Source organism: Enterobacter sp. JMULE2, from assembly GCF_013337145.1.
In the GTDB taxonomy this organism is placed as follows: Bacteria; Pseudomonadota; Gammaproteobacteria; order Enterobacterales; family Enterobacteriaceae; genus Enterobacter; species Enterobacter mori.
The window spans coordinates 520192-540506 of the sequence record NZ_SGWD01000010.1 but is presented as its reverse complement, the minus strand read 5'-3'; the positions used below and the strand labels follow the sequence as shown (position 1 = coordinate 540506).

The 20315-nt window shown below is 58.5% G+C and carries 22 protein-coding genes; 6 read left to right on the top strand and 16 right to left on the bottom strand.

Annotated features, from left to right (window positions below):
• The first annotated feature begins 40 nt into the window (after positions 1 to 40).
• The gene (locus EXW94_RS03530) at positions 41 to 583 is read left to right on the top strand and encodes a cysteine hydrolase family protein (protein ID WP_108416978.1); all 543 of its coding nucleotides are present in this window, start codon (positions 41 to 43) and stop codon (positions 581 to 583) included.
• 342 nt (positions 584 to 925) lie between these two features.
• Complete coding sequence (locus EXW94_RS03525) at positions 926 to 1396, top strand: hypothetical protein (protein ID WP_108416977.1); 471 nt, start codon at positions 926 to 928, stop codon at positions 1394 to 1396.
• Positions 1397 to 1442: 46 nt separating this feature from the next.
• Here the strand turns inward: EXW94_RS03525 and EXW94_RS03520 are convergent, their stop codons facing one another.
• Positions 1443 to 2369: a LysR substrate-binding domain-containing protein gene (locus EXW94_RS03520; protein ID WP_108416976.1), complete on the bottom strand. Its 927-nt coding sequence runs from the start codon at positions 2367 to 2369 to the stop codon at positions 1443 to 1445.
• Positions 2370 to 2393: 24 nt separating this feature from the next.
• Positions 2394 to 2930, bottom strand: coding sequence for a MarR family winged helix-turn-helix transcriptional regulator (locus tag EXW94_RS03515; protein ID WP_174339490.1), 537 nt, complete (start codon positions 2928 to 2930; stop codon positions 2394 to 2396).
• Between the two features lie 133 nt (positions 2931 to 3063).
• Here EXW94_RS03515 and EXW94_RS03510 point away from each other — a divergent pair, with 133 nt between their 5' ends.
• The 3 genes from EXW94_RS03510 to EXW94_RS03500 all read left to right on the top strand — a co-directional run bounded on the left by EXW94_RS03510 (position 3064) and on the right by EXW94_RS03500 (position 5928).
• The gene (locus EXW94_RS03510; protein WP_174339489.1) at positions 3064 to 4221 is read left to right on the top strand and encodes an MFS transporter; all 1158 of its coding nucleotides are present in this window, start codon (positions 3064 to 3066) and stop codon (positions 4219 to 4221) included.
• A gap of 82 nt (positions 4222 to 4303) precedes the next feature.
• Positions 4304 to 4741, top strand: coding sequence for a VOC family protein (locus EXW94_RS03505; RefSeq protein WP_174339488.1), 438 nt, complete (start codon positions 4304 to 4306; stop codon positions 4739 to 4741).
• A 248-nt stretch (positions 4742 to 4989) separates the two neighbouring features.
• A complete protein-coding gene (locus tag EXW94_RS03500) occupies positions 4990 to 5928 on the top strand; it encodes an omptin family outer membrane protease (RefSeq protein WP_174339487.1) in 939 nt (312 codons plus the stop codon).
• A gap of 201 nt (positions 5929 to 6129) precedes the next feature.
• On the opposite strand, the gene EXW94_RS03495 is transcribed toward EXW94_RS03500, so the two are convergent.
• The 14 genes from EXW94_RS03495 to paaA all read right to left on the bottom strand — a co-directional run bounded on the left by EXW94_RS03495 (position 6130) and on the right by paaA (position 17802).
• The gene (locus EXW94_RS03495; RefSeq protein WP_174339486.1) at positions 6130 to 6612 is read right to left on the bottom strand and encodes a glutathione peroxidase; all 483 of its coding nucleotides are present in this window, start codon (positions 6610 to 6612) and stop codon (positions 6130 to 6132) included.
• Positions 6609 to 7214, bottom strand: a complete 606-nt coding sequence (paaY, locus tag EXW94_RS03490) for a phenylacetic acid degradation protein PaaY (RefSeq protein WP_174339485.1) — start codon at positions 7212 to 7214, stop codon at positions 6609 to 6611. Before paaY ends, EXW94_RS03495 begins: the two co-directional genes overlap by 4 nt.
• Before the next feature lie 9 nt (positions 7215 to 7223).
• Positions 7224 to 8159 (bottom strand): phenylacetic acid degradation operon negative regulatory protein PaaX, encoded by a 936-nt coding sequence (gene paaX / locus EXW94_RS03485; RefSeq protein WP_174339484.1) that lies wholly within the window; start codon positions 8157 to 8159, stop codon positions 7224 to 7226.
• A 133-nt stretch (positions 8160 to 8292) separates the two neighbouring features.
• A complete protein-coding gene (gene paaK, locus EXW94_RS03480; protein ID WP_174339483.1) occupies positions 8293 to 9609 on the bottom strand; it encodes a phenylacetate--CoA ligase PaaK in 1317 nt (438 codons plus the stop codon).
• Positions 9610 to 9636: 27 nt separating this feature from the next.
• The gene (gene pcaF, locus EXW94_RS03475) at positions 9637 to 10842 is read right to left on the bottom strand and encodes a 3-oxoadipyl-CoA thiolase (RefSeq protein WP_174339482.1); all 1206 of its coding nucleotides are present in this window, start codon (positions 10840 to 10842) and stop codon (positions 9637 to 9639) included.
• Positions 10835 to 11263, bottom strand: a complete 429-nt coding sequence (paaI, locus tag EXW94_RS03470; RefSeq protein ID WP_174339481.1) for a hydroxyphenylacetyl-CoA thioesterase PaaI — start codon at positions 11261 to 11263, stop codon at positions 10835 to 10837. The genes pcaF and paaI overlap by 8 nt, the downstream gene beginning before the upstream one ends.
• Positions 11253 to 12677 (bottom strand): 3-hydroxyacyl-CoA dehydrogenase PaaH, encoded by a 1425-nt coding sequence (paaH, locus tag EXW94_RS03465; RefSeq protein WP_120158061.1) that lies wholly within the window; start codon positions 12675 to 12677, stop codon positions 11253 to 11255. Before paaH ends, paaI begins: the two co-directional genes overlap by 11 nt.
• 1 nt (position 12678) lies before the next feature.
• Positions 12679 to 13467: a 2-(1,2-epoxy-1,2-dihydrophenyl)acetyl-CoA isomerase PaaG gene (gene paaG, locus EXW94_RS03460; RefSeq protein WP_174339931.1), complete on the bottom strand. Its 789-nt coding sequence runs from the start codon at positions 13465 to 13467 to the stop codon at positions 12679 to 12681.
• Complete coding sequence (gene paaF, locus EXW94_RS03455; protein ID WP_174339480.1) at positions 13467 to 14234, bottom strand: 2,3-dehydroadipyl-CoA hydratase PaaF; 768 nt, start codon at positions 14232 to 14234, stop codon at positions 13467 to 13469. Before paaF ends, paaG begins: the two co-directional genes overlap by 1 nt.
• Positions 14231 to 15301 (bottom strand): 1,2-phenylacetyl-CoA epoxidase subunit PaaE, encoded by a 1071-nt coding sequence (gene paaE, locus EXW94_RS03450; RefSeq protein ID WP_174339479.1) that lies wholly within the window; start codon positions 15299 to 15301, stop codon positions 14231 to 14233. The genes paaF and paaE overlap by 4 nt, the downstream gene beginning before the upstream one ends.
• Positions 15302 to 15308: 7 nt before the next feature.
• On the bottom strand, positions 15309 to 15806 hold the full coding sequence (gene paaD / locus EXW94_RS03445; protein ID WP_166711004.1) for a 1,2-phenylacetyl-CoA epoxidase subunit PaaD: 498 nt from the start codon (positions 15804 to 15806) through the stop codon (positions 15309 to 15311).
• 11 nt (positions 15807 to 15817) lie between these two features.
• Positions 15818 to 16564, bottom strand: a complete 747-nt coding sequence (gene paaC, locus EXW94_RS03440; protein WP_174339478.1) for a 1,2-phenylacetyl-CoA epoxidase subunit PaaC — start codon at positions 16562 to 16564, stop codon at positions 15818 to 15820.
• An 8-nt stretch (positions 16565 to 16572) separates the two neighbouring features.
• Entirely contained in the window at positions 16573 to 16860 is a 288-nt protein-coding gene (paaB, locus tag EXW94_RS03435) for a 1,2-phenylacetyl-CoA epoxidase subunit PaaB (RefSeq protein WP_003857353.1), read from the bottom strand.
• Between the two features lie 12 nt (positions 16861 to 16872).
• On the bottom strand, positions 16873 to 17802 hold the full coding sequence (paaA, locus tag EXW94_RS03430) for a 1,2-phenylacetyl-CoA epoxidase subunit PaaA (protein ID WP_309232508.1): 930 nt from the start codon (positions 17800 to 17802) through the stop codon (positions 16873 to 16875).
• 284 nt (positions 17803 to 18086) lie between these two features.
• Here paaA and paaZ point away from each other — a divergent pair, with 284 nt between their 5' ends.
• Positions 18087 to 20126 (top strand): phenylacetic acid degradation bifunctional protein PaaZ, encoded by a 2040-nt coding sequence (paaZ, locus tag EXW94_RS03425; protein ID WP_174339476.1) that lies wholly within the window; start codon positions 18087 to 18089, stop codon positions 20124 to 20126.
• Positions 20127 to 20315 lie beyond the last annotated feature (189 nt).

Here is a 20315-nt window from a genome sequence, read left to right as displayed (position 1 = left end):
AATCGCTCTCCGTTCATCCCCCTCTGAATGGAGAAAGAAAATGGTTTCATCTGACAATGCTCTCTTAATTATCGACATGCAGCACGGCCTCTTTCGTGGCCCTGTTTCCCCATGCTCCGCGGACGCCGTTCTGGCAAATATCTGCTTGTTAATCGCCCGCGCGCGACAAGCAGAGGTGCCCGTCTTTTTTGCCCGCCATATCGGACCAGACGACTCCCCCTTCTCGGAGAAAGGCCCATTAACACAGCTGATACCCGAGCTGGACGTGAAGAAGCAGGATGTTGTTTTCACAAAGCGCTATCCCAGCTGTTTTCGGGATACCGAATTGCAGCGTGAACTTAATCAGAGAGGCATCAAGCAGCTGGTCATTGTCGGGATGAAAACAGAATTTTGTGTTGATACCACATGCCGGTCCGCGCCGGAGCTGGGCTTCAGGACGGTATTGATTTCAGATGCACATACCACAATGGACAATGAACATTTATCCGCCAGCGACATTATTGGTCATCACAACAGCACGCTGGCCGGTCCGTTCGTGACGCTGTCCACTGCCAGCGACTGGCATTTTAATACGCTCGGTTGAGTTGGCGGGATCTTGTCTATCTTGTCCGGCGCGCCTTTCCGCGTGCCGGGTCACTTTACCGCTGCCATCAAAATTCAAGACCATCAAGCGACTTCTCCGAGCCGTCAGCAGTTCCAACATGTGCGGATGGCGATGGGGACGAACACAGGTAATCAGCAAGCTCTATGATATTCACACGATATCAAATCCTATATTGAGTAAAACTCACATTGACGCCCACTATTTATCGTTTTTCAACCGTTATAGCGATGAAATACCATCCATTCACCCCTGGTATAGTGCTGTCGATAGTAGATAGCGACGTTAAAACAATAAATAATAATGTGCGTATATGGAGCACCTATGACACTCGATGCTTTATTTCATTTAATGAAAATACTTTCACCGGAAATAAACACCGTGGATGAAAATATCCCTGCGCTAATTTCGCGACTGTCGTCAGAAAACCATCGTTCAGATGCGCTTTCGCCCTTTGTACATCGACTGCATCTTCTGTCTTTTGCCCAAAGCAACCCGGGTAACGCCGAAGAGTTGCTGTCAGCACACTTACCAAAAGACGATGGAACCCTTCCCCTGCTTGACTTCGCCGAATGGCCCCACGTGCGGTACGCCACGTCGGGCGAAGCGCAGACGCCTGAATCAGAAGCGTACTTCCATAAAATGACCGCGGCTGCCAATGTATTGCGCGAGGCGCTGATCGATGCAGAGCGCACAAAGGGTACGCCTGCGCTTTATATTCTGGATAAATTACTCAACCTGAATAGCGCCCTGCCGGAAAGATATAAGAAGATGGCAAATATCCCCTACGCATAAACGCATTAACTATGCGGGATATCCCGTCAGGAATATCCTGCTTAATTTAAGAAAACCGTTTTTCATCGTACTCAAGACAGACGATATCCAGAGAAGGCACTACCGGCGAGTTCAGGTTTAGCCAGGCCAGCAGACGTTCAATACTCTGTCTTCTGAGCGAATTTTTCGGCCAGACCAGGTAGTAGCCATCCCCTGTTGCAATCGCCTCCCTGAACGGTAGCGCGAGCAGGCCGCTTTTCAGCGCTTCCAGCGTGAGCCGGAGATCGGCCATCGCCACGCCGTGTCCGTGCATGGCGGCGAGACTTCCCTGCTCCAGGGTGTCAAACACAATCCCGCCGCTCATGTCGAGACCGGGAAATAGCCCCGTTCTTTTCAGCCAGCGTCGCCAGTCCCGTCTGTCCGGGGAGGGGTGAATAAGGTCGCACTGCGGCAGCTGATGCCGGGCTGATTCAAGCAAAGACGGGGTACAAACCGGAATGAGCCATTCGCTGAAGAGCAGCCTGCTTTCTGTTGACTCGCCGAAATAGCCATTACCGAGGAGGATCGCGCAATCGTAGGGCTCACGGCTGAAGTCAACGGTGTCGAAGTCCATCCAGACGCTGGCAATTTCTACTTTCGGTTTCGCATGGTTTTCACGAAACGATTTCAGGACGTTAAGAAGCCATCTCATTGTCAGGGTGCTGGGAGCCTTGAGGCGCAGAAGGTGATTTTCACTTCTGAACGCGCGGCAGGCCCACTCGATGTTAGAGAAGCTTTCGCTAAGCTGTCCGGCCAGAATACGCCCGGCCTCACTGACTTCGACTCTCGGCCCTTGCCGTTTAAACAGCTCGCAGTCGAACCACATTTCAAGCGTCCGGACATGCCTGCTGACCGCGCCCGGCGTGATATTCAGTGCCTCAGCCGCTTTGCTGAAGGAGTTCAGCCGCGCGGCAACTTCAAAGGCGCGCAAGGCATACAGTGGTGGTAAAGACATACGTTCCCTTTCTGTGAGGTTTGGCTATGCAGTTTTTGTATTATCGGCACTCTGTGACTTGTCACCCAGACCCTCGGGCGGAAACGTCAGCAGCAGCTCCCTGAGCAGGGACTCAAGCTGCGCGCGCTGCGCGTCAGATAAGCTGCTCAGCAGCGCATTTTGCGTTTGTGTATGCACGATCAGCGCCTCCTCGATAAGCTCTTGCCCGTGCGGTGTCAGGCTTACGAGGGTGCTGCGCTTATCGTCCGGATCGGCAATACGTCTGATAAGCCCTTGCTGTTCGAGATGGCTGAGCCGGTTCGTCATCGCCCCTGACGTGATCAACAACGATTTATACAGCTGCGTGGGCGAAAGGCAGTACGGCTCTCCGGCGCGACGCAGCGTGGCGAGCACGTCAAACTCCCCTTCGCGAAAACCAAACTGCGCCATGGCCTCCGCCCATTCTTTTCCCAGGTGCTTCATCAGCCGGAGCATGCGGCCAAAAATTTTCATCGACGAGGCGTCCAGCTCCGGCATGGCACGGCTCCACTGGTCGACGACGAAGTCTACATGGTCTTTCATTTTCACCCCTGTTGGCATGGGTATTTATCCTGTTGTGCGGTACATCTTACGCAAAAACGTATTTTATCTTAACGTTAAGATAAATGCTCGCGGCAATTTGCCCGAGCCATTCACAACTGAAAAGGATTCCCTGTTGAAACGCACGTCGCCATCACTCTTCGCCGTTATCGCTTTTATCGTCGGGCTGAACCTGCGCCCTATTCTGGCTTCTGTCGGACCGTTGTTTTCCGTACTTCAGCGCGAAGCAGGGCTAACGGCTACGCAATTCAGCCTGCTGACTACCCTGCCTGTCGCGATGATGGGACTGGCCGCCTTATGTGGACCCTGGCTTTTAGCCAGAGTCGGCGCCGTACGGGGAATTATGTTAGGGCTCCTCATCCTGCTTGTGGCCTGTTTTTTGCGCGGTTTTAGCGCCTCATCAGCGAATCTTATGGGCACCGCGTTACTGGGCGGGGCCAGCATAGGCACGATCCAGGCGTTAATGCCTGCCCTGATTAAAAAGGAATATACGCAAACGGCCAGCACAGTGATGTCGCTATTCAGCACGGGCATTATGGCCGGTGCGGCAGTCGCCGCCGCCAGCGCCGAGCCGTTGTTTTCATGGCTCACGCTAAAACCCGCGCTGGCCATAGCCGGGCTGTTAGCGCTGCTGGCGCTGATACTGTGGTTGACTCTGGTTAAGCACCCACAAGGGGAAAAAACAGCACACGAAACCGTTCCGCTCTCGTCCTCTCGCACGGGGCTACTGTTGCTCTTTTTCGGCGTGGGAACAGGAGCCTATACGCTGGTATTGGCCTGGCTGCCTCCTCTCTATATTCAGGCGGGATGGTCCGCACGCAGCAGCGGCTACATGCTGGCCTGGCTGACGTTAACCGAGGTTGTCGCTGGGTTTGCCGTCTCCGCGCTGATCGGTAAATTCCCCGACCGTCGCGTGCCGCTGATCGCCGTATTATTGCTGCTGCTGGCGGGATTACTGTGTCTGGTCTTTTCGCCGGGTACAACGCCGGTGTTATCCACGTTGCTGCTTGGCACTGGGATCGGCGCCCTCTTCCCGCTGTCGCTCATCGTTACGTTCGATCATGCGAGAACGCCCGCCCAGGCCGGGAAGTTACTGTCTAACGTTCAGGGAGGAGGATACCTGATCGCCGCGCTGATGCCGCTAATTGCGGGGATCGTTCGCGACAGTTCGGTCTCGCTGACCAGCGCATGGCTGATCATGAGTGCGGGAGTCGTGCTGCTGATCGTCATCGCGCTGAATTTTAAGCCCGTCGTGGACGTGCAGGCACGATGAATGCGTTACCAGAATTGAGAGTCGTATTTCAGCCGGCCGTAGGATACATTCAGGGTCAATTTCACCTCATTCAGGAGTGGCTATGACGCAGACGTTACCGGATATTGATGTCTTATTTGTCGCCGGGTTCGGGCCCATTTCGCGGGATACGGAGTCCAGCACCGCGTTTTATGTCCAGACACTCGGCCTTCCGCTGAAGCCGATGGAGGGGAATAGCGATTACCTGCTCACTGAAGAGGGCCAGCTGGAAGGCGTGAAGCATTTCGCCGTCTGGCCGCTTGCGCAGGCGGCAACGTCCTGCTTTGGAGAAGAACAGTGGCCAGTTGAGCACCCGATACCGCAGGGCTGGGTTGAATACGAGGTTCAGGATCTTGACTCGGCTACCCGCGTTCTGAGCGAAAAAGGCTATCGGTTGCTGGTGGCTAACCGTATGGAACCATGGGGTCAAACCGTCACTCGTCTGCTCAGCCCGGAGGGCCTGCTGACAGGACTCACGATCACGCCGTGGCTGCGGGGGTAAAGGAGATATTGTTTCAGAATCGCACACCACAGTGAATAGCAACGTTTTATCTGCTGCTGACTTTTATTTCGCATTGAGCCAGTAGTGATTTAAATATTAGCGGCCGCCTCCTTCAGGCGGCCCAAAGTTAAATATCGCCCCTTACGTCAAATTATAAATAATTACCAAAACTGGCAGTTGATTCTTATTTGTATGACTTTTAATATTTCCCTGCAACTCATTGATTAATTTGTTTTAGGGAAATAAAAATGACAAGAAATATTGTTGCGGGAATGATGATGGCCGCGTTTTCAGGGGCAGTATATGCAGGCACCGCACAAGTCACACCGAATTTTTCACCGGAAAGTTTAACGGTTTCAGCCTCTGCCGGGATGCTGAGCGGAAAATCCCACGAGATGGTTTATGACGAAGTCACCGGAAGAAAAATTAGCCAACTGGACTGGAAAATAAAAAATGTCGCAATTCTGAAAGGCGATATTTCCTGGGATGCATACTCATTTTTGACGCTGAACGCCCGCGGCTGGACCTCTCTGGCATCAGGCTCAGGTCATATGGACGACTATGACTGGATGAATGCAAAACAATCCTCCTGGACAGATCATTCAAGCCATCCTTCGACGAATATTAACTATGCCAATGAATACGATCTCAATGTAAAAGGCTGGATCTTCCAGGGCGATAACTATAAAGCGGGCGTCACCGGTGGTTATCAGGAAACCCGTTTCAGCTGGACGGCGACCGGGGGTTCTTACAATTACGACAATGGTGCTTATCAGGGTAATTTCCCGGCAGGCGAACGCGGGATTGGTTATAGCCAGCGCTTCTCTATGCCGTATATTGGCCTTGCAGGACAGTACCGCTTTAATGACTTTGAATTTAATGCCCTGTTTAAATTCAGTGACTGGGTCCGCGCGCATGATAACGACGAGCACTACATGCGCGATTTAACCTTCCGCGAGAAGACAACGGATTCCCGTTATTATGGCGCATCCGTTGATGCCGGATATTATGTGACTCCACACGCCAAAGTTTTTGCTGAATTTACCTATAGCAGTTACGAAGAAGGTAAAGGCGGTACGCAGATTATTGATACCAATACTGGTGATTCCGGTTCTATTGGCGGGGACGCTGCGGGTATTTCTAACCACAACTATACCATTACAGCGGGTCTGCAATATCGCTTCTAATCCAGACGTTAAAGCAGACCAGACCCCTCACGGGGCCTGAGATTGATGACAAACCCCGCCATCAATATTTTAACCGTCTTTTTGCCGGGTGGCGCTGCGCTTACCCGGCCTACATTTCGCACCGGGTGAAACTCACAAATCGCACGGTGTCAGCAGTCTGTGGCCCCTTAAAATCCATCAGGCTGCTAAAAACGAAGTTTCTTAGCTTTCCAGGGCAGCCAGAATCGCTGCTTCCATTTTCTCGGGCTTTGTCATCGGTGCAAAGCGCCTGAGAGGTTCCCCGTTGCGTCCGATCAGGAACTTCGTAAAGTTCCACTTAATTCGCCCGCCCAGCACGCCGGGCAGTTCGTTTTTCAGATAACGAAACAGCGGGTGCGCTGCGCTACCGTTAACCTCGACTTTCTCGAACATCGGGAAGCTCACGCCGTAGTTAATGTGACAAGTCTTTGAGATTTCATCAGCGCCGCCGGGTTCCTGTTTACCGAACTGGTTGCAGGGGAAGCCAAGCACCACTAAACCTTGTTCGGCGTATTTCTTATATAGCGCTTCGAGGCCGGCGTACTGTGGCGTAAAACCACACTGGCTGGCGGTATTCACGACCAAAACCACTTTTCCCGCATAGTCGGCCATTGAGACAAGGTGACCATCCAGACGGGTGGCGGTAAGCTGATGAAAATGAGTCATACTGGCGTCCCCGCCGACTTTGGCCTTAAATTCTCATCAAACGCCAGCCGTTTCCGCTCAGGCTCAGCCTCGCGCAGTGGCTCCACCTGATGCATGGTCAACTTGCAGCGTTCCACCAGCACCTGATACTCCCGCGTGCCCTGCTGCTTCCATGCCAGCTCCTGCTCGCTCAGTTCACGAATCGCTTTGGCCGGGCAGCCGATAATCAAATGGTTGGCGGGCATCTCCGCTTTCGCCTTCACGAACGCCGCCGCGCCGACGATGCTGTTTTCACCGATGACCGCGCCGTCCATCACCACCGCGTTCATGCCCACTAGCGCATTGCGGCGGATAATGCAGCCGTGCAGAATGGCGCTGTGGCCGATATGCCCGTCCTCTTCCACCACCGTGTCCTGCTCCGGGAAGCCATGCATCACGCAGTTATCCTGAATGTTGGCACCGTCTTTCACCACGATACGGCCAAAATCACCGCGCAGGCTGGCGTTAGGGCCAACATAAACCCCTTTGCCCAGAATCACGTCCCCAATCAGCACCGCCGTCGGGTGAACATAGCTCTCGTCCGGCACCACCGGCGTCAGACCGTCAATTTGATAAACAGGCATACCCTCTCCTTACGCAGTATTCAGACCACCAAAACGTTGATAGTAAAGCGTGCCGGGCACGGGCAATTCCCCAACCGAGGTTTCGCCTTTTTCGCTGACAAACGCCAGCGCCCCCGGCGCGACGCGCTGGTAGATATTGATGCAAAGCTGTCGGGCGCTTTGACCCGCCCAGTGCGCGGGCAGTAACTCTTCCGGCAATAGCGGGTCTTTCAGCACCACACGACGATAAAAGTGAATCAGCAGCAGTTGGATCTGGAAGCAGCGTTCCGGCGTCAGATCCTCCGGCGCGGCCTCTTTCAGCAGCGGCAGCAGCGGGCGGAACGAGCTGATAAACGCCTCGTACATCGCGTTTTGTTCGGTTAACTGCCAGCACTCTTCTACCCGCGAACGCAGCGCGGCACGGGAGAGCGCCAGCGGCGAGTGGGCTTCAAAGAAAATCACGTTTTCCGCCACGCCGGCATCATGCAGTAGCGATTGTACGTCGGCCAGATGTTGTGACGGCGAGGCCATCAGGCTCGGTGCCAGCGTGCCAAACCCCTGCCAGATCAGCTGTTTTTTGACGTCGGCAAGGGTGGTTTTATCCAGCCCTTCGGAAAGCAGCAATAACCATTTGCCGTCCCAGGCGGGCAGTTCCGCGCGGTAGATCTTATTCTCCGCGCGACGCGTCAGACGCAGCCCTTTATCGCTCAGGCGGTAAAAGCTGCGACGCCCGATGCGGGAAACGTCCAGCCAGCCCTCTTTGTTGAGGCGAAACAGCGCGGTGCGCACGAAGCGCTCGCCAAACCCCATGCCTTCCAGCAGGGCGGCCAGGCTGCCGAGCCAAATCTCACCGCCGCGATGGGAAAGCGCGTCACCGTATAACGAGGAGATAAGCGAGGTCCCGCTGACGGGAACGGAGCTGACCGCGTGCTGGATAAAGGCGTCGAGTTTATTCATGTGATTCATTCTGTTGTAATTTTTGTCCTGGATGAATCATAGCATAGGAATCTGGGATCGACCCTCACCCTAACCCTCTCCCAAAGGGAGAGAGAACGCAATACACCCTCTCCCTTTGGGAGAGGGCTGGGGTGAGGGAAACTCAACCGTTGGCCGCAACTTTACGCAAATCAAAAACCCGGCAGGCTTTCCCCTCCGAGCGCGGGATGCTGCCGCAGTTCACGATCGTCACGTCGGTGGAAATCCCCACCATCGACTTAATGCGGTGGCGAAGCTGGTGACACACCTGGCAACGCTGCTCGTGCGTCAGGATTAAGCTGCTCTCTTTTAGCTCGACCTTCACCGAAAGTGAATCAAGATGCCCGCGGCGGTTCACCTCCAGCTGGTAGTGCGGAGAAAGGTGCTCGAACTTCACGATCTCCTCTTCCAGCTGCGACGGGAAGACGTTGACGCCGCGGATGATCAGCATATCGTCACTGCGACCGCTGATCCGGTCCATACGACGCATGCTGCGCGCGGTTGCCGGGAGCAGACGCGTCAGGTCGCGGGTGCGGTAGCGGATCACCGGCAGCGCCTCTTTGGTCAGGGTGGTGAACAGCAGTTCGCCCTGCTGACCGTCATCCAGCGGCGTGCCGTCGTTCGGGTTGACGATCTCCGGGTAGAAGTGATCTTCCCAGATGGTTGGCCCGTCGGCAGTTTCGATACACTCCATCGCCACGCCCGGTCCCATCACTTCGGAAAGGCCATAAATGTCCAGCGCCGTAATGCCTAAGCGCTTTTCAATTTCGCGACGCATGGCCTGCGTCCAGGGCTCGGCACCGAAGACGCCCACGCGCAGGGAACAGCCGCTGGCATCGCCGCCCATCTGGCGCTCCAGCTCTTCAATCAGGTTGAGGCAGTAGGATGGCGTCACCATGATCATGTCCGGCTGGAAATCACGAATCAGCTGCGCCTGTTTCTCCGTCTGACCGCCGGACATCGGGATCACCGTCGCCCCTAAACGCTCGGCGCCGTAGTGCGCCCCCAGCCCACCGGTAAACAGGCCATAGCCATACGCCACGTGAATTTTGTCCTTCGCGCTGCCGCCCGCGGCACGCAGGGAGCGGGCCACCAGATTGGCCCAGTTGTCGATATCGCCCTGCGTGTAGCCCACCACGGTCGGTTTGCCGGTGGTGCCGGATGATGCATGAATGCGCACCACCTGCTCCATCGGCACGGCAAAGGTATCGAACGGATAGTTATCCCGCAGGTCCTGCTTGGTGGTGCACGGGAATTTGCGGATATCCGCCAGCTCGTTGAAATCGTCAGGGTGAACGCCCGCGGCGTCAAACTTGCGTTTGTACATCGGCACGTTGTTGTAGGCGTGATGCAGCGTCCATTTCAGACGCGCGGTCTGCAGCGCCTGTAGCTCGTCAAGGGAGGCCGTTTCAATCGGATCAAGCTTTGTTGTATTTGTCATTGTAGGGTACTCACATTGTTTTTATGCTCAAACACGCTCAAGGATCATGGCAATGCCCTGACCCACACCGATGCACATCGTACACAGCGCGTAGCGCCCGCCGCGACGGTGCAGTTCGTTACTCGCGGCCAGCGCCAGTCTGGCACCGCTCATTCCCAGCGGGTGGCCCAGCGCAATCGCGCCACCGTTCGGGTTGACGTGCGCGGCATCATCCGACAGGCCTAGCTGACGCAGCACGCCCAGCGCCTGCGAGGCGAACGCTTCGTTAAGCTCGATCACGTCCATATCGTTAATACTGAGTCCGGCGCGCTCCAGCACCTTGCGGGTGGCGGGTACCGGGCCGAGCCCCATCAGACGTGGCTCCACGCCCGCCGTTGCCATCGCCACGATCCGCGTGCGCGGGACTAACCCCTGCGCCAGCGCCATCTTCTCGCTGGCGACGATCAGCGCCGCCGCGCCGTCGTTGACGCCGGAGGCATTTCCCGCCGTAACCACCCCGTTCTTACGGAACGGCGTTTTCAGACCGGCAAGCTGCTCAAGCGTGGTGTCCGCGCGCGGGTGTTCATCCACGTTAAACTCGGTGACCGCCCCTTTTTTGCCCGGCACCCGCACCGGCACAATCTCCTGCGCCAGAATACCGTTCTGCTGCGCCTGCGCGGTACGCTGCTGGCTGCGCAGCGCGAACGCGTCCTGATCGGCACGGCTGATATTTAACAATTCAGCTACATTCTCTGCCGTTTCCGGCATACTGTCAGTTCCGAATTGCTGATGCATGAGCGGATTCACAAATCGCCAGCCGATGGTGGTATCAAAGATCTCCGCCTGACGCTGAAACGCGGCGGTGGCTTTGCCCATCACAAACGGCGCGCGGGACATCGACTCCACGCCGCCCGCGATCAGCAGGTCGCCATCGCCCGCCTTAATGGCGCGGGCCGCAAAACCAATCGCGTCCAGCCCCGATCCGCACAGGCGGTTAAGGGTGGTTCCGGAAACCGTCTGCGGCAGTCCGGCCAGCAGGGACGACATGCGCGCGACGTTGCGGTTATCTTCCCCCGCCTGGTTGGCGCAGCCGAAAATCACATCGTCAATCCGCTCGAGGTCGAGCTGGGGATAGCGGTCCAGCAGCGCGCGCAGCGGCACGGCGCCGAGATCGTCGGTTCTTACCGCAGAAAGCGCGCCGCCGTAGCGCCCCACAGGGGTTCGAACGCCATCACAAATAAATGCATTACGCATCTGTCTCTCCTGTCACGCTGCCGCCGATGCGGTGAGATTTCCCGCGAAAAAGGGCGACGGTTTTCTGTTGTTGATTCTGAATTTCAATGTCATACACGCCGGTCAGCTTGCCCTGATGCATCACCCGCGCGGTGGCGGTGAGCGTGTCCCCGGCAAAGCCCGGACGCAGAAAATCAATCGAGCAGCCGGAGGCGACCGCCGCCAGCCCCTGGCTGTTGCAGGCGTAGGCAAAGGCGGTGTCTGCCAGGGAAAACAGCTGCCCGCCGTGGCAGGTTTGGTGGCCATTGAGCATCTGCGGGGTGATGGTCATGGTCACCACCGCATAGCCATCGTCCATGTCGACAATGTCCATCCCCATCGCCTGCGCGCAGGCGTCCCGTTCGTACATCGCGCGGGCGTTATGCCAGGCGTTAAGACTCATAGCTACTCTCCAGAAGCGCGCGTTGGCGCAGCAGTGAACAGGGGCGATAGCGCTCTTCGCCGTAATGACGCTGCAGGTTCTCCAGCAGCGTCAGCAACCGCTGCCAGCCCAGACGCTCGCCCCAGGCGATCGGCCCGCTCGGGTAGTTCACGCCCAGGCGCATGGCGGTATCGATGTCCTTCTCGCTGGCGACCCCTTTTTGCAGGGCATCCAGCGCTTCGTTGGCAATCATTGCCAGCGTCCGCCAGACCAACAGGCCGGGATAATCGGCAATTTGCACCACTCGGTTACCCTGCTGTTGCAGGTAGCGGATGGCTTTTTGCGTCGCGGTATGCGGGTTGCTTGCCGCCGCGGCAATCACCGCCACATCACGTTCAATGCGGTCGACCATCACCACCGGGCCGTTGAGGCGCAGCGCCAGCGCCTGAGCGGTTTCCCCCTGCGTTTCAATCAGATACACATCATCAATTTCGGTGACACCGTCACGTCTTTTTTCAACGCGCATCGGGCTGTAGCTGTCGTTCACGGCTGCCACCCATCGCACCTCGGGTTTATCACCCTGCCAGTTGTAGACGCCCTTCCCGCTCTTTTTGCCCAGCCGCCCTGCCAGCACCAGCTCCTGCTGGACCAGCGAAGGCAGAAAACGACGCTCCTGCCAGAAGGCGTTAAATACCGAGCAGGTCACCGCAAAGTTCACGTCCTGACCAATCATGTCGGTCAGCTCCAGCGGCCCCATCGGGAAACCGCCGCCTTCGCGCAGGGCGGCATCAATCACCTCCGGCGGGGCGACCTGCTCTTCCAGCGCGCGCCAGGCTTCGGAATAGAACGGACGGGCGACGCGGTTGACGATGAACCCCGGCGTTGACTGGCAGCGAACGGGCTGTTTGCCCCAGTTCAGCGCCAGCTCGCACAGCGCGTCGGCCACTTCCGGAGAGGTCGCCAGCCCGCTGACCACCTCCACCAGCTTCATCACCGGTGCCGGGTTAAAGAAATGCAGCCCTGCGACGCGCTCCGGATGGTGGATGTCCGCCGCAATCGCCGTGACGGAGATAGAGGAGGTGTTACTGGTCAACAGCGTCTGCGGCGGGCAGACTTCCGCCAGTTTCGCAAACAGCGTTTTTTTGACGTCAAGGCGTTCGGAGGCCGCCTCAATAACCAAATCTGCCGATGCCAGCGCATCGATATCCGTCACCGGAACCAGTCGGGCGAGGATCTGTCCGCTCGCGTCCGCAGAAAGCTTTCCGCGCGTTACCCGAGACGCGAGGCGTTGACGAATGCCGTCAATCGCGCGGGAAATGGCGTCGGCAGAAATGTCATAAATCAGAACCTGATGACCGTGGCTTGCCGCCACTTCGGCAATGCCTGCGCCCATCGTGCCGCTGCCAATCACGGCGACAGTCCGTATGTTCAGCATCTTATTTCCCCGTAAAGTTCGGCGCGCGCTTCGCCAGGAAGGCGCTGACGCCCTCGCGGTAATCGTCGCTGCGTCCGGCCAGGCGCTGATAGTCGCGCTCCAGATCGAGCTGGGCGTCCAGGGTATTGGTTTCTGCGGCATTGATGGCCTGCTTGATCAGCCCCAGCCCGAAGGTCGGTTGAGACGCAAAATGCAGCGCCATCTGCTGCGCCGTAGCGGAGAGCTGGTCATCATCCACCACCTGCCAGATCATTCCCCACGCCTGCGCCTGTTCGGCGCTAAGTTTGTCGCCGAGCAACGCCAGCCCCATGGCGCGGGCGCGTCCGGCCACGCGCGGCAGCAGCCATGTACCGCCGCAGTCCGGCACCAGACCGAGCTTGCTGAAGGCCATCACGAAGTTGGCCGAACGGGCGGCAATGACCATGTCACACCCCAGCGCCAGCGTGGCCCCCGCACCGGCAGCCACGCCGTTAACGGCACAAATGACCGGCTTCGGCAGCTTTGCCAGGCGGCGCACCAGCGGGTTATAGAAGGTTTCAACGGACATCCCAAGATCCGGTGCCGGACCGTTGGGGTCGACGTTTCGGTCATTCAGATCCTGACCGGCGCAAAAGCCGCGTCCGGCTCCGGTGATCAGCAGACAGCGAACGGTGTCATCCCGCTCGGCCTGTTTCAGGCACTCGGCAAGCTGCTGGTGCATCACGTCGTTAAAGCTGTTCAGACGCTCCGGACGGTTCAGCGTAATGGTCATTACGCCCTGCTCAACATGACTGAGAATACATTCCACAATTAGCGTCCTTTAAAGTCGGGGGTGCGTTTTTGTAAGAAGGCGTCGATGCCTTCCCGGCGGTCCTCGGTGGCAGAAAGCAGCGTAAACAGCTGGCGCTCCTGCGCGAGCCCGGCCTGGAGCGGCACCTCCTGAGACTGGCGCAGCGCCTGTTTCGCCGCCTGCAGCGCCAGCGGAGAGTGGCGCGCCATCAGCGCCGCCTGCTTCAGGGCATACTCCAGCGTCAGCGCTGCCGGGAAAACGTCGCTGACCAGCCCCGCGCTCAGCGCCTGCTGCGCGGAGATGCTCTCTCCGGTCAGCACCATTTTGCTGGCAAGGGATTTACCAACGCTGCGAATCAGACGCTGGGTGCCGCCCGCGCCGGGCATGATGCCCAGCGTAATTTCCGGCAGGCCAAAGCGGGCGTTATCGCCAGCAATGATCACGTCGCACAGCAGCGCCAGCTCGCAGCCTGCGCCCAGCGCGAAGCCGTTCACGGCGGCAATCAGTGGTTTAGGAAAAGCGTTAATCCGCGCCCAAAGCAGCGGGCGGATATCGTTCAGCGTGGCGGGCAGGTCTTTCTCCGCCATTTCGTTGAGATCGGCCCCGGCGGCAAAGCAGCGCTCGCTGCCGTAAATTACGCAGACGGCGATGTCGGCATCCACGGCGGCGGCCTCAAGCTGCTCAGCAATCTGCGTCAACAGCGCATTGTTGAGGGCGTTGCGCGCCGCCGGACGGTTGAGCGTCAGCTGCAGCACGCGGCCATGGCGGGTAACAATCAGTTCGCTCATGCCATCCCCTTCGCGTCGAAGTCGACAATCACGTCGGCGGTTAACGGCAGCGACTGGCAGCTCAGCACGTATCCGGCAGCCAGCTCGTCCGGCTCCAGGCTGTAGTTGGTCGCCATGTCCACCTTCCCGCGCAGCACTTTGCATTTACAGGTGGCGCACACGCCCCCCTTGCAGGCATACGGAAGATCCGCCCCCTGACGCAGGGCGGCATCAAGGATGCTTTCGTCGTCCGCCGTCAGGGTAATTTCACGGTCGCGCCCGTCCTGGCGCACGGTCACTTTCTGCCCTTCCGCCTGCACTTGCACCGCGCGTTTAGCGGTGGTTCCCGGGGTGTTAAAGCGCTCCAGGTGAATCGCTTTGTCCGGCATCCCCAGCGCCTTCAGCGCGGCTTCGGCGTCGTCCATCATCGCCGACGGGCCGCAGATAAACACCTCGTCGTACTGGCGGAAGTTGATCAGGGTTTTCGCCAGCGCCTGCAGCTTTTCCCCGTCGATGCGGCCGTAGAGCAGATCGCTGTCCAGCCGCTCCTGGCTGAAGATGGAGACCAGCTGCAGCCGCTGCGGGTATTTGTCCTTCAGGTCCGCCAGCGACTGGCGGAACATCATGCTTTGGCTGCTGCGGTTGCCGTAGATCAGGGTGAACTGGCTGTTGGGTTCGGTCGCCAGCGTCGCAGAGATAATCGCCAGCATCGGGGTGATCCCGGAGCCTGCTGCAATGGCCAGGTAGTGGCCTTCGCGTTCGGCCCGCGGCTGGTAGCCAAACTGCCCCTGAGGAACCATCACCTCCAGCGCCATACCCGCTTTGATCTCATCCCGGGCATAGCGGGAAAAACGCCCGCCGTCGATGGCTTTGACCGCCACGCTGATCTCACCCGGCGCGGTACTCCGGCAGATGGAGTAGCAGCGGCGCAGCTCGTCCCCGTCAAGCTTCGTTTTTAACGTCAGGTGCTGGCCGGGACGGAAGCGGTAGGCGTCCTGCAAATCGTTTGGCACGGCGAAGGTAATCGTCACCGCGTCGCGGGTTTCGGGTTCCACTTTTGCCACTGTTAATGAATGAAACGTTGTCATGGCAACCTCAAATACATTTGAAATAGTCGAAGGGCTCACGGCAGGTGTTGCAGCGGTAGAGCGCTTTGCAGGCCGTCGAACCAAATTCACTGATAAGCGAGGTGTCGGTGCTGGCGCAGCGCGGGCAGCTCACCTCCAAAGGCGCGTGCGCGTGACAGCTATGCCCCACGGGCGGGCTGATGCCGTACGCCCGCAGGCGCTCACGCGCGTCGGCGGTCATCCAGTCGGTGGTCCAGGCGGGTTCAAGCTGGAGCACAATATGCACCGGGGTAAAGCCGTGCGCGGTCATCGCGTCGCGGATCGCCCCTAGCAGGTGTTCCGTGGCCGGACAGCCCGAGTAGGTGGGCGTGAAGCCGATAACCCAGCCTTCACCCTGCGCCTTCACGCTGCGCACCATGCCTAAATCGGTGATGGTTAATACCGGCACTTCCGGGTCCGGGATCTGGCTTAACAGCGACCAGATCTGAGGAATTTGCGCAGGCGCGATGTCTACGAGGCGTTGCATAGCGTTCTCCTTTACCACTGCTGGCCGGGGTACGCGCGCTGGAGATACTGCATTTCCGCCAGCATCGGGCCCAGATGTTCGGTGTGCAGCCCCCTCTTGCCCCCGGTGCGGTACGCCACCTCTTCGGGCACCTGCAGGCAGGCTTCATTCAGACCGGCAAAGACTTCGCTTTCCCACGGCTGACGCAGGAGGCGCGGGTCAACCGCCACGCCGGCGTCAATCAATTCCAGCTCAACGTCATCCGCCTCAAACAGCTCCGCCGTAAAACGCCACAGGCTGTCGACAGCCTGCTGCATCTTTTGCGCGGACGTTTCGGTCCCGTCGCCCAGACGCACCAGCCAGCCGCGGCTGAAGCGCAGGTGGTAGCGCGCCTCTTTAATCGCTTTAGCGGCTATGGCGGCAAGCTGATCGTCGCTGCTTTGGGTTAGCCGTTCGTACAGCGCCACGTTCCAGGCATCCATCAGGTACTGCCGGGCAAGGGTGTCGGCGAAGCTGCCGTTCGGCTGCTCCACCAGCAGGACGTTGCGGAACTGGCGCTCGTCGCGGCCAAACGCCAGGGTGTCTTCATCGCCCTGGCCTTCCCGCTCCGCGGCATAGGTCAGGAAATTGCGCGCCTGGCCCAGCAGGTCGAGACCGATATTGGCGAGCGCGAGGTCAATTTCCAGCTCCGGCGCGTGGCCGCACCAGGCTCCCAGACGCTGGGAAAGCACCAAACCGTTGTCGCCCAGACGCAGGGCATAGGCAGTCACTGAATTCATTCTTTGCCTCACATATGCTCGATGCCGTCAGGGATGGTGTAGAACGTCGGGTGGCGGTAAACCTTGCTTTCCGCCGGGTCGAAGAACTCACCGCTCTCTTCCGGCTGGGAGGCGACAATCTCGCTCGCCTTAACCACCCAGATAGAACACCCTTCGCTGCGGCGGGTGTAGGCGTCACGCGCATTTTCCAGCGCCATGCGATCGTCGGCGGCATGCAGGCTGCCCACGTGACGGTGGGACAACCCTTGTTTGCTGCGTACGAACACTTCGTACAGCGGCCAGTAGACATTGCTCATGGTTATTTCCTCTTATGCGGCCTGACGGGCGCGCTGTTTTTCCGCGTGCGCCAGTGCGGCTTCGCGCACCCACGCCCCCTCTTCCCAGGCTTTTCGTTTCGCGGTCAGGCGTTCGTGGTTGCAGATGCCGCGCCCGTTAATGACCTCTTCAAACTCCTGCCAGTCGATCTCGCCGAAGCGGTAGTGGCCGCTCTCTTCATCCAAACGCAGGTCGGGATCCGGCACCGTCATGCCCAGCATCTCCACCTGCGGCACCGTGTTATCGACAAAGCGCTGGCGAAGTTCGTCATTGCCGAAGCGTTTGATTTTCCAGGCCAGGCTGCGGGCGCTGTTCGGCGAGTTGTCGTCGTTCGGCCCGAACATCATCAGCGCGGGCCACCAGAAGCGGTTGATGGCGTCCTGGAGCATCTGGCGCTGGGCCTCGCTTCCCTGCGCCAGCGCCATGCAGGCTTCAAAGCCCTGACGCTGGTGGAAGCTCTCTTCTTTACAGATTTTCACCATCGCCCGGGCATATGGACCGTAGGAAGTGCGGCACAGGGCCACCTGGTTGACGATGGCGGCACCATCTACCAGCCAGCCGATCACGCCGATGTCGGCCCAGCTCAGGGTTGGATAGTTGAAGATGGAGGAGTATTTCATCCTGCCGTCGAGCATCTTCTGGTAGATGTCTTCCCGCGCGCAGCCCAGCGTTTCCGCCGCGCTGTAGAGGTAGAGCCCGTGCCCGGCTTCGTCCTGCACTTTCGCCAGCAGGATCGCTTTCCGGCGCAGCGTCGGCGCGCGGGTGATCCAGTTCCCTTCGGGCAGCATGCCGACAATTTCGGAGTGCGCATGCTGACCAATCTGGCGGATCAACGTCTTACGGTAGGCGTCAGGCATCCAGTCCTGAGGCTCAATCGCCGTCTCCTGCGCTATGCGCTGCTCAAACCGTTGTTCTTGCGTCACGTCATCACCTTTATGATTCGTTAGTTTGCAAATTAAAGCGTAATGTTGAATCACTTTATTTTTTAAAAGTTACACAAAGGTTAAATATAACCCCAAGAATTGTTTCCTGGTTTTGTGATGTTGCTCGCAAGGCTTTTACTCTGCGCCCTCTTCACAGACGCTTTGCCCGCTGAAATTCATCAGACCGGATCACAATGTTAACAATTCATTAAAACTCGGCTTGATTTTTATGATTCACGATCAAACTATTAATAGTGAAATCACGAAACATTTGGAGATAAGCGATGCAGCAGTTAGCCAGCTTCGTGTCCGGTACCTGGCAGTCTGGCCGGGGCCGCGAACGCACTATTTATCACGCCATCAGTGGCGAAGCGCTTTGGAGCGTGACCAGCGAAGGGCTGGACATGGCAGACGCCCGTCGCTATGCGATTGAGCGCGGCGGTGAAGCGCTTCACGAGATGACCTTTATCGAACGGGCGGCCATGCTGAAGGCGGTGGCAAAGCACCTGCTTGGCGAGAAAGAGAGGTTCTATGCCCTGTCAGCCCAGACGGGGGCGACGAAGGCGGACAGCTGGGTTGATATTGAAGGCGGCATCGGCACCCTCTTCACCTACGCCAGCCTGGGCAGCCGCGAGCTGCCGGACGACACGCTGTGGCCGGAAGATGAGTTAATCCCGCTGTCGAAAGAAGGCGGCTTTGCGGCGCGCCACGTCCTGACCTCGAAATCCGGCGTGGCGGTGCACATCAACGCCTTTAACTTCCCCTGCTGGGGGATGCTGGAAAAGCTGGCGCCGACCTGGCTTGCCGGGATGCCCGCCATTATCAAACCCGCTACCGCCACCGCACAGGTAACGCAGGCGATGGTGAAATCCATCGTGGAAAGCGGACTGGTGCCGGATGGCGCCATCAGCCTGATCTGCGGCGGCGCGGGTGACCTGCTGAATCAGCTCGACAGCCAGGACGTGGTGACCTTTACCGGCTCCGCCAGCACCGGGCAAAGCCTGCGCGTGCACCCGAATATTGTGGCGAATTCCATTCCCTTCACCATGGAGGCGGACTCCCTGAACTGCTGCGTGCTGGGGGAAGACGTCACGCCGGAACAGCCGGAGTTTGCCCTGTTCATCCGGGAAGTCGTCCGTGAGATGACCGCCAAGGCCGGGCAGAAATGTACGGCCATTCGCCGGATTATCGTCCCACAAAACCAGATTGACGCCGTGAGCCAGGCGCTGATTGCCCGCCTGGAAAAGGTGGTGGTGGGCGACCCGGCGCAGGAAGGGGTGAAGATGGGCGCGCTGGTCAATGCCGAACAGCGTGCGGACGTGCAGGAGAAAGTGGAGCAGTTGCTCGCCGCAGGCTGCCAGATCCGACTGGGCGGCAAAGCGGATTTGCAGGCCGCGGGCGCGTTCTTCCCACCGACCCTGCTGTTCTGCCCGCAGCCGGATGAAATCCCTGCCGTCCACGCGACGGAAGCCTTCGGCCCGGTTGCAACGCTGATGCCGTATCGCAATGCACGCCACGCGATGCAGCTTGCCCGCGCGGGCGGCGGCAGCCTGGCGGGTACGCTGGTCACCGCAGACCTGGACATTGCCCGCCAGTTTATTGCCGGTGCGGCGCGCGCCCACGGGCGTATTCTGATCCTTAACGAGGAATCATCAAAAGAGTCTACCGGCCACGGCTCCCCGCTGCCTCAGCTGGTGCATGGCGGCCCGGGCCGCGCAGGCGGCGGCGAAGAGTTGGGCGGCCTGCGCGCGGTGAAGCATTACCTGCAGCGCACCGCGATTCAGGGCAGTCCGACGATGCTGGCGGCCATTGGCAAACAGTGGGTGCGTGGCGCAACGGTGCTGGAAGATCGCGTGCATCCGTTCCGCAAATACTTTGAAGAGCTACAGCCGGGCGACAGCCTGCTGACGCCGCGCCGCACCCTCACGGAAGCGGACATTGTGAACTTTGCCTGCCTGAGCGGGGACCACTTCTACGCCCATATGGATAAGATCGGTGCGGCAGAGTCGATCTTTGGCGAGCGCGTGGTGCACGGCTACTTCCTGATCTCCGCTGCTGCAGGACTGTTTGTTGATGCGGGTGTCGGGCCAGTCATTGCCAACTACGGCATGGAAAACCTGCGCTTTATCGAGCCGGTTAAACCGGGCGATACCATTCAGGTGCGTCTGACCTGCAAGCGTAAAACGTTGAAGAAACAGCGCACCGCAGAGGAAAAACCGACCGGCGTGGTGGAATGGGCGGTTGAGATTTTCAACCAGCACCAGCAGGCCGTGGCGCTCTACTCCATCCTGACGCTGGTGGCGCGCCAGCAGGGCGATTTCTGACACCTTCCCTTCAACGCCTTTCCTGCCGGGTGGCGCGATGCTTACCCGGCCTACGATGACCTGCGGGGTGTGACACCGCCCCGCTCTTTTTTTAACCTGGCAAGACTGACAAATAAACTGGCAGATGCAGGCAAACGCTTTTCTCATGGGCCTGTCAGGATAAGGCTGTCACAACACAATAAACACAAC

Bases quoted from the DNA above. Each gene is read 5' to 3' on its own strand.
- EXW94_RS03530 (WP_108416978.1), top strand. From the start codon at position 41: ATGGTTTCATCTGACAATGCTCTCTTAATTATCGACATGCAGCACGGC.
- EXW94_RS03525 (WP_108416977.1), top strand. From the start codon at position 926: ATGACACTCGATGCTTTATTTCATTTAATGAAAATACTTTCACCGGAA.
- EXW94_RS03520 (WP_108416976.1), bottom strand. From the start codon at position 2,369: ATGTCTTTACCACCACTGTATGCCTTGCGCGCCTTTGAAGTTGCCGCG.
- EXW94_RS03515 (WP_174339490.1), bottom strand. From the start codon at position 2,930: ATGAAAGACCATGTAGACTTCGTCGTCGACCAGTGGAGCCGTGCCATG.
- EXW94_RS03505 (WP_174339488.1), top strand. From the start codon at position 4,304: ATGACGCAGACGTTACCGGATATTGATGTCTTATTTGTCGCCGGGTTC.
- EXW94_RS03500 (WP_174339487.1), top strand. From the start codon at position 4,990: ATGACAAGAAATATTGTTGCGGGAATGATGATGGCCGCGTTTTCAGGG.
- EXW94_RS03495 (WP_174339486.1), bottom strand. From the start codon at position 6,612: ATGACTCATTTTCATCAGCTTACCGCCACCCGTCTGGATGGTCACCTT.
- paaY (WP_174339485.1), bottom strand. From the start codon at position 7,214: ATGCCTGTTTATCAAATTGACGGTCTGACGCCGGTGGTGCCGGACGAG.
- paaX (WP_174339484.1), bottom strand. From the start codon at position 8,159: ATGAATCACATGAATAAACTCGACGCCTTTATCCAGCACGCGGTCAGC.
- paaK (WP_174339483.1), bottom strand. From the start codon at position 9,609: ATGACAAATACAACAAAGCTTGATCCGATTGAAACGGCCTCCCTTGAC.
- pcaF (WP_174339482.1), bottom strand. From the start codon at position 10,842: ATGCGTAATGCATTTATTTGTGATGGCGTTCGAACCCCTGTGGGGCGC.
- paaI (WP_174339481.1), bottom strand. From the start codon at position 11,263: ATGAGTCTTAACGCCTGGCATAACGCCCGCGCGATGTACGAACGGGAC.
- paaH (WP_120158061.1), bottom strand. From the start codon at position 12,677: ATGCTGAACATACGGACTGTCGCCGTGATTGGCAGCGGCACGATGGGC.
- paaF (WP_174339480.1), bottom strand. From the start codon at position 14,234: ATGAGCGAACTGATTGTTACCCGCCATGGCCGCGTGCTGCAGCTGACG.
- paaE (WP_174339479.1), bottom strand. From the start codon at position 15,301: ATGACAACGTTTCATTCATTAACAGTGGCAAAAGTGGAACCCGAAACC.
- paaD (WP_166711004.1), bottom strand. From the start codon at position 15,806: ATGCAACGCCTCGTAGACATCGCGCCTGCGCAAATTCCTCAGATCTGG.
- paaC (WP_174339478.1), bottom strand. From the start codon at position 16,564: ATGAATTCAGTGACTGCCTATGCCCTGCGTCTGGGCGACAACGGTTTG.
- paaB (WP_003857353.1), bottom strand. From the start codon at position 16,860: ATGAGCAATGTCTACTGGCCGCTGTACGAAGTGTTCGTACGCAGCAAA.
- paaZ (WP_174339476.1), top strand. From the start codon at position 18,087: ATGCAGCAGTTAGCCAGCTTCGTGTCCGGTACCTGGCAGTCTGGCCGG.